3 protein-coding genes and 2 pseudogenes are annotated in these 7,879 nt (G+C 71.1%); 1 reads left to right on the top strand and 4 read right to left on the bottom strand.

Annotated features, from left to right (window positions below):
• Positions 1 to 191 precede the first annotated feature (191 nt).
• From AOK22_RS13935 to AOK22_RS13950, 4 genes and pseudogenes are all read right to left on the bottom strand, one after another.
• Positions 192 to 1,633, bottom strand: a pseudogene (locus AOK22_RS13935) (maltokinase N-terminal cap-like domain-containing protein).
• 139 nt (positions 1,634 to 1,772) lie between these two features.
• Entirely contained in the window at positions 1,773 to 3,491 is a 1,719-nt protein-coding gene (gene treS, locus AOK22_RS13940) for a maltose alpha-D-glucosyltransferase (RefSeq protein ID WP_055698949.1), read from the bottom strand.
• Entirely contained in the window at positions 3,488 to 5,509 is a 2,022-nt protein-coding gene (locus AOK22_RS13945; protein WP_055698950.1) for an alpha-1,4-glucan--maltose-1-phosphate maltosyltransferase, read from the bottom strand. The genes treS and AOK22_RS13945 overlap by 4 nt, the downstream gene beginning before the upstream one ends.
• A gap of 233 nt (positions 5,510 to 5,742) precedes the next feature.
• A complete protein-coding gene (locus AOK22_RS13950) occupies positions 5,743 to 6,978 on the bottom strand; it encodes a S8 family peptidase (RefSeq protein ID WP_055698951.1) in 1,236 nt (411 codons plus the stop codon).
• A 404-nt stretch (positions 6,979 to 7,382) separates the two neighbouring features.
• Between AOK22_RS13950 and AOK22_RS42190 the strand changes: the two are divergent.
• Positions 7,383 to 7,879: pseudogene (locus tag AOK22_RS42190) on the top strand (hypothetical protein); the annotation flags it as partial.

The raw sequence follows: 7,879 nt of genomic DNA on the forward strand, positions 1-7,879 counted from the left end.
CTTGGCCGGTGCCTTCGCCGCCGTCTTCTTCGTGCTCTTCGTGCTCTTGGTGCTCTTCGTCGGCTGCGCGCTCTTCTTCGGGATCTTCCCGCTCGTCGCGTCCTTACGGGGGCGTGCGGCTGGGGCGGTGGAGTCGTCGGACGGTTTGCGGGAGCGGGGGGTCACGGAAGGATCCTCCTCCGGAGGAGTGGTCAGTGGGCGTCTTCGGCGGAGCCGTTCTGGGCGAGGCGGCGGGCCGCGGCCAGGGGGACCGGGAGCCAGTCGGGCCGGTGGCGCGCCTCGTAGAGGACTTCGTAGACGGCCTTGTCCGTCTCGTGGGCGCGCAGGAGCACCGGGTCCGTGCGCGGGTCGCGGCCCGCGACCCGGCCCGGCAGTCGGCCGCCCACTCCGGGGACCAGGGCCCCTTCGAGCGCGCCGCGTAGTCGAAGGAGCGCAGCATCCCCGCGACGTCACGGACGGTCGGCTGCGGCATCCGGCGCTCGCCGAGCGGGCGCGCGGGCTCGCCCTCGAAGTCGATGAGCGACCAGTGGCCGTCGGGGGCGCGCAGGCACTGCCCGAGGTGCAGGTCGCCGTGGACGCGCTGGGCCGTCCACGCCTGGCCCTCGCCGCCCAGGTCGGCCAGCGCCTCGAAGGCGGTGAGCAGCCCCGGGGCGAAGGGCCGCAGTGCCGGGACCGCCTGCGCCGCCGCGGTGAGACGGTCCGCCATGGCGTCGGCGATGAGCTCCACCTGGGCCCGGCCGAGCGTGACGGTGGGCAGCGCGTCGGCGAGCGAGGCGTGCACCTCGGCGGTCGCGCGGCCGAGCGCCCGCGCCTCACCGGTGAAGGGCTCGCCCTTGCCGAGCGTCCGCAGGGCGAGGTCCCAGCCGTCCTCGGCGGCGGCCAGGTAGGGCTGGAGCACGCCGAGCGTGCACGTCGTGTCGGCCGCGGCCCCCGGCGGGCCGGCCGTGCCCGCGGTTCCGGAGCCGAGGTCCGCGAGGAACCACGCGGCGGGAGCGGGGACCCGTGCGCAGCCCTGGCGGGCGAGGTGCAGCGGGAGTTCGAGGTCGGGGTTGAGGCCGGGCACCACACGGCGGAACAGCTTCAGGATGAACGTATCGCCGTACACGAGCGAGGTGTTGGACTGCTCGGCGGCCAGCGGGCGCGGGGTGAGCCCGGAGGGTATCTCGGTGTCCGGGTCGCGCTCGAAGCGGAGCACGCCGTGCCGGCCGGGTATGCGCAGCCGCTCCAGGAGCAGCGCGGCGAGCCGTGGGTCCCGCAGCGCCTCGTACACCGTGCCGCCGGCGAGCGGGCCCTCGGTGAGACGGCCGATGAGGGCGGGCGCGAGAGGGGGCGGCAGGGTGCGGCGTACGCCGAGGAGCAGCTGGTAGCAGTCGCCGGGCCGTTCGACGTCGGTGTCCGGCGCGCTGTCCTGCGCGGGGACGAGCGGCCTGTGCACCCGCAGCAGCACGTGCAGCAGGCGCGACGGCGCGTCGGGCGGCAGGAGTTCGGTCAGTTCGACCGGTTCGAGGGCGCCGATGGGGCGGCCCTTTCCGGCGAACCACCGCTGCCGCGGCAGCCACTCGCGCAACAGCGGATCGAGCGAGGCGAGCAGCGCGGTGGCGTGCGCACCGGGGCGCGTGGCGGCTTCCGACATGGCGTCGCGTCCTTTCCGCGGGGCGGACAAGGCAGAGTGCGGGGGTGCCAGGGGGTGCGTGTGCGGGGTGCCGGTCGTGCGTAGGAGTGCCCAGGGCGGGGCGGCGGAAACCGCCCCGCTCGGGCGTCGCTGCGGGAGCCTACGCCGCATCCTTGCGCAGCCGGAACCAGTAGAACCCGTGTCCGGCCAGGGTGAGGAGGTAGGGCAGCTCGCCGATGGCCGGAAAGCGCACCCCGCCGATGAGCTCCACGGGGTGGCGGCCGTTGAAGGCCTGCAGATCGAGCTCGGTGGGCTGGGCGAAGCGCGAGAAGTTGTGCACGCACAGCACCAGGTCGTCACCGTCCTCCCCCGTCGAGGGCGCCTCGCGCAGGAACGCGAGCACCGCCGGGTTGGACGAGGGGAGTTCGGTGTACGAGCCGAGCCCGAAGGCGGGATTCTGCTTGCGGATCTCGATCATCCGGCGCGTCCAGTGGAGCAGGGAGGACGGGGACGACATGGAGGCCTCGACGTTCGTGACCTGGTATCCGTAGACCGGATCCATGATCGTCGGGAGGTAGAGGCGGCCCGGGTCGCAGGACGAGAAGCCCGCGTTGCGGTCGGGCGTCCACTGCATGGGCGTGCGCACGGCGTCGCGGTCGCCCAGCCAGATGTTGTCGCCCATCCCGATCTCGTCGCCGTAGTACAGGATCGGCGATCCCGGCAGCGAGAGCAGCAGCGCGGTGAACAGCTCGATCTGGTTGCGGTCGTTGTCCAGGAGCGGGGCGAGGCGCCGCCGGATGCCGATGTTGGCGCGCATCCGCGGGTCCTTGGCGTACTCCGCGTACATGTAGTCGCGCTCTTCGTCCGTGACCATTTCGAGGGTCAGCTCGTCGTGGTTGCGCAGGAAGATGCCCCACTGGCAGCCGGACGGGATGGCCGGGGTCTTGGCGAGGATCTCCGAGACCGGGTAGCGCGACTCGCGGCGCACCGCCATGAAGATGCGCGGCATGACGGGGAAGTGGAACGCCATGTGGCACTCGTCGCCGCCCTTGCCGAAGTCGCCGAAGTAGTCGACGACGTCCTCGGGCCACTGGTTGGCCTCGGCGAGCAGCACCGTGTCCGGATAGTGGGCGTCGATCTCGGCGCGGACGCGCTTGAGCAGCTCGTGGGTGCGGGGGAGGTTCTCGCAGTTGGTGCCCTCCTCCGCGTACAGATAGGGCACCGCGTCCAGGCGGAAGCCGTCGATGCCGAGGTCGAGCCAGAACCGCAGGGCCGAGACGATCTCCTCCTGGACGGCCGGGTTCTCGAAGTTGAGGTCCGGCTGGTGGGAGAAGAAGCGGTGCCAGTAGTACTGCTTGCGGACCGGGTCGAAGGTCCAGTTCGAGGCCTCGGTGTCGACGAAGATGATCCGGGCGTCCTGGTACTGCTTGTCGTCGTCCGCCCAGACGTAGTAGTCGCCGTAGGGCCCCTCGGGGTCGCTGCGGGACTGCTGGAACCACGGGTGCTGGTCGCTCGTGTGGTTCATCACGAAGTCGATGATCACGCGCATGCCGCGCTGGTGGGCGCTGTCGACGAACTCGACGAAGTCGGCGAGGTCGCCGAACTCGGGGAGCACGGCGGTGTAGTCCGAGACGTCGTAGCCGCCGTCGCGCAGCGGTGACTGGAAGAACGGCGGCAGCCACAGGCAGTCCACGCCGAGCCACTGGAGATAGTCCAGCTTGGCGGTCAGGCCCTTGAGGTCGCCGATGCCGTCGCCGTTGCTGTCCTGGAAGGAACGGACGAGGACCTCGTAGAAGACGGCGCGCTTGAACCATTCGGGGTCACGGTCCTTGGCCGGCGTGTCCTCGAAGGTGTCCTGGACGGGCTCATTGACGATCATGGTGTGGGTGACCCTCCGATCAACGGTGAGGACGCTCGCAGAACCGTGAACACGTGCGCGGGCGCACGGCCCGGCTCAAGGCGCACATAGTTGGCTCTGCCCCAGTGGTAGGTCTCGCCGGTGAGCTCGTCGCGCACCGGCACGGTCTCGTGCCAGTCGAGGCCGAGTTGCGGCATGTCCAACGAGACCGTGGCCTCCTGGGTGTGGTGAGGGTCGAGGTTGGCGACCACCAGAACCATGTTCGAACCCCGGTCGCCGGTCGCGGACTTCGAGTACGCGATCACCGCATCCTTGTCCGTGGTGTGGAAGTGCAGGTGGCGCAGTTGCTGGAGCGCGGGGCTGGTGCGCCGGACACGGTTCAGCGCGGTGATCAGCGGGGCGATCGTGTCGCCCCTGCGGGCGGCCGACTCCCAGTCACGGGGCCTCAGTTGGTACTTCTCCGAGTTCAGGTACTCCTCGCTGCCGCGCCGCACGGGCGCGTTCTCGCACAGCTCGAAACCGCTGTAGACCCCCCACGTCGGCGACAGCGTCGCGGCGAGCACGGCCCGCACCTCGAAGGCGGCGCGCCCGCCCTCCTGGAGGTAGGCGTGCAGGATGTCGGGGGTGTTCACGAAGAAGTTCGGACGCAGATAGTGCGCGGTCTCCCGCGACAACTCCGTCAGGTATTCGGTGAGTTCGTCCTTTCTGTTGCGCCAGGTGAAGTACGTGTACGACTGCTGGAATCCGATCGCCGCGAGGGTGCGCAGCATCGCGGGGCGCGTGAACGCCTCGGCGAGGAAGATGACGTCCGGATCGGTGCCGTTGATGTCCGCGATCACCCGCTCCCAGAACACCACGGGCTTGGTGTGCGGGTTGTCGACGCGGAACACGCGCACGCCGTGCCCCATCCAGAAGCGCAGCAGCCGCACGGTCTCCGCGATCAGCCCCGGCAGGTCCCTGTCGAAGGCGAGCGGATAGATGTCCTGGTACTTCTTCGGCGGATTCTCGGCGTACGCGATCGTGCCGTCCGCCCGGTGGTGGAACCACTCGGGATGCTTCTCCACCCACGGGTGGTCCGGCGAGCACTGGAGCGCGAAGTCCAGGGCGATCTCCAGGCCGAGCTCGGTGGCGCGGGCGACGAAGTCGTCGAAGTCGTCGAGCGTGCCGAGGTCCGGGTGGACGGCGTCGTGGCCGCCCTCGGGGGAGCCGATCGCCCAGGGCACGCCGACGTCGTCCGGGCCGGGGGAGAGCGAGTTGTTGGCGCCCTTGCGGTAGGTGGTGCCGATGGGGTGGATCGGCGGCAGATAGACGACGTCGAAGCCCATCTCGGCGATGGCGGGCAGCCGGGCCGCCGCGGTCCTGAAGGTCCCGGACACGGGCGGCGCGCCCTCGGTGACGACCGCGCCCTCCGAGCGCGGGAAGAACTCGTACCACGAGCCGAACAGCGCCCGGCGGCGCTCCACGGTCAGCGCGAACTCCTCCGAGGACGTGACGAGTTCGCGCAGCGGATGGCGGGCGAGCACCGACTCCACCTCGGGGGTGAGGGCGGCCGCGAGACGGGCCGCCGGCGGGCGGCCCGTGTCGCGCAGTGCCCCGGCCGCGCCGAGGACGGCGGCCCGCTCGGCGAGCGGCACACCGGCGGCGGCGCGCTCGTGGAGCCGGGCGCCCTCCTCCAGGACCAGCTCGGTGTCGATGCCGGCGGGTATCTTCACGCGCGCGTGGTGCCGCCAGGTCGTGACGGGGTCGCCCCACGCCTCCACGGCGTACGTCCAGTGTCCTTCCGTGTCCGGGGTGACGTCGGCGCCCCACCGGTCGGTGCCGGGTGCCAGTTCCCGCATCGGTGTCCAGGGGCCCGCACGCCCCTCCGGGTCGCGCAGGACGACGTTGGCCGCGACCGCCTCATGGCCTTCGCGGAAGACCGTGGCGGTGACCTGAAACGTCTCTCCCGGTACGGCCTTCGCCGGTTTTCGTCCGCGATGGACGGCAGGGGAGACGTCCAGGACGGGGATGGTGGGGTGCGAGGGTGTGCCTTCGGGCATGTCTGACCGCTCCTGTCCGCGTGCACGGATTCGAAGGGTGTGGAGAAGGTCCGCGGTGCGTGCCGGCGGTATGCCGGAATGCGTACCGGAGGAGCCTTCCCCTTGTCTGCGGGTGGGCAATCCGGCGCTTTGTTAACTACTAGTACGTAAGGGTGCATGCAAGACCGGCCCCGCCACGAATGGTGGGACCGGTCCGAAAGTGCACTAACTGGTACGGGTCAATTGCATATGCCCTAGAGGCTGTTGTTGGCCTTTCGGGGGTTATTGACCTGAAGGAGCTTGTTCGGGGAACCGAGCCCCGCGCCCGTCACCTTCCCGGACGTGGCGCGGCCGACGAGGGCCTTGCCGACCTGGGCCGGGGTCGCCGCCGGGTGGTCGGCGAGATACAGGGCCGCCGCGCCCGCCGCGTGCGGCGAGGCCATCGACGTACCGGAGAAGGTCGCCTTGGCCGAGTCGCTCGCGTTCGACGCGGACGTGATGCGCGTGCCGGGCGCGAACAGGTCCAGTCGGGTGCCCCAGTTGGAGAATCCGGCGCGCGCGTCCTTCGCGTCGCTCGCGCCGACCGTGACCGCCTCGCGCACCCGCGCGGGCGAGTACAGGCTCGCCGGCAGCCCGTCGTTCCCGGCCGCCACGGTGTACGTCACGCCGGAGGCGATCGAGTTGCGCACCGCCGCGTCCAGCTGGGCGTTGGCGTAGCCGCCGAGGCTGAGGTTGGCCACCGCGGGCTTGCGCGCGTGCTTCGTCACCCAGTCGATGCCCGCGATGACCTGCGCCATCGTGCCCGACCCCTCGTTGTCGAGCACCCGCACGCCCACCACGTCCGCCTTCTTCGCGACGCCGTACGTCGCCCCGGCGACGGTGCCCGCGACATGCGTGCCGTGGCCGTTGCCGTCCTGCGCGGTGGCGTCGTTGTCGACGAAGTCCCAGCCGCTGCTCGCGCGTCCGCCGAAGTCGCGGTGCGTGGTGCGGACGCCGGTGTCGATGACGTACGCGGTCACGCCCTCGCCCGCCGACTCCGGCCAGGTGTAGGACTTGTCGAGCGGCAGGTTCTTCTGGTCGATGCGGTCCAGGCCCCAGGAGGGCGGGCTCGGCTGCGTGTGCCGCAGGGAGACCGCGCTGTCCTGGACGACCGAGGCGACCCTCGGGTCGGCGGCCAGGCGCTCGGCCTTGTCCGAACCGGCTTTCACCGCATAGCCGTTGAGCGCCTTGCTGTAGGTGTGACGTATTTTCGCCCCGTACTTCTCGGCGACGTCCTTACCCGCTTCGGACGGTGCCTTCGTCCCTCCTTTGAGCGTCACTATGTAGCTGTTGCTGATGGAGCCGGGCTTTCCTGCGCCGAGTACGCGTCCCGCGGGAACGTGTGCGGGGCCGGCGTGCGCGGGCAGTGCGACGGCCGAGAGCACCGCGGCCGTGGTGGCGGCCGTGACGGCCCCGGTCCATCGCAGGCGCCTCGTTCGCGACAGAGTCATGTGCTGGCTTCCCTCCCCAACTAGACAGACGTGCCGTGGAGTTGAACTGGCGCGCTGTCGAGTCCCCCGTGTGCCGCGCCGTCCTGTGCCGTCCTGCGCACCGTGCTCCGCGGCCGCCACTGGGCAGCCTCTCGTGTGGTGTGAAGCGCTACAAGACCGTACGAGGGGGCGGAATCGGCCGTATCGCCCGTGACGGATGAGTGAGAATTGCGCCGTTTTCCTGATTGAGGTGCAGGTGCGGGGGCGGATTCAGGACGCGGCGCGGTGCCGCGCACGGGCAGGCAGAAGTCCGATAACCGCCGGTGCGGGGGTGCCGGGCGGGGCCTGATCCGGGCCCGGCGGCTTCGGGTAGGGTCGGGATCTTCGGTCGGCGACGGCCGCCGGAGTACGTGAAGGCAGACGTCATGACACGGGTGACGCAGGAGCCGTACGAGACGCACGAGCCGTACGAGATGCACGGGCTCCACCAGACGCACGAGCCGTACGCGCCGTACGAAATGTCCGAGGCGCACGAGCCGCACGAGACGACGCCCGGAACCCGCGCCGACCCGCCCCGGCGGCGCGAGCGGCAGCGCCTCGACGCCGCCCTCGACCGCCTCACCGCCACCCTGCACGGCATGACCGCCCACCCCGACGAGGCGCAGTGCGACTGCCACTGGGGCAGCGAAGAGGAGCTCGCGCTCCTGAAGGTGCCGGGGCGGGAGCTCGACCCCGATCTCCTGGAGCGCACCTGGCGGGCGCCCGACTGGAGGGACCACCCCGCGCTCCTGCGCCGCATCCTGCCCCAGTTCGCCGCGCACCTCGTCGACGGCCGGATCGAGGCGCTCTACGGCATGGCCGAGGTCGGGCACTGCCTGGCGAGGGGGAAGTGGCAGGAGTGGCCCGAGGGGCAGGGCGCGGC

Origin of the sequence: Streptomyces silaceus (assembly GCF_001419745.1) — a bacterium.
GTDB lineage: Bacteria > Actinomycetota > Actinomycetes > Streptomycetales > Streptomycetaceae > Streptomyces > Streptomyces silaceus.

Excerpts from the sequence above, each read along its gene's own strand:
- AOK22_RS13945 (WP_055698950.1), bottom strand. The coding sequence starts at position 5,509 with ATGCCCGAAGGCACACCCTCGCACCCCACCATCCCCGTCCTGGACGTC.
- AOK22_RS13950 (WP_055698951.1), bottom strand. The coding sequence starts at position 6,978 with ATGACTCTGTCGCGAACGAGGCGCCTGCGATGGACCGGGGCCGTCACG.
- treS (WP_055698949.1), bottom strand. The coding sequence starts at position 3,491 with ATGATCGTCAATGAGCCCGTCCAGGACACCTTCGAGGACACGCCGGCC.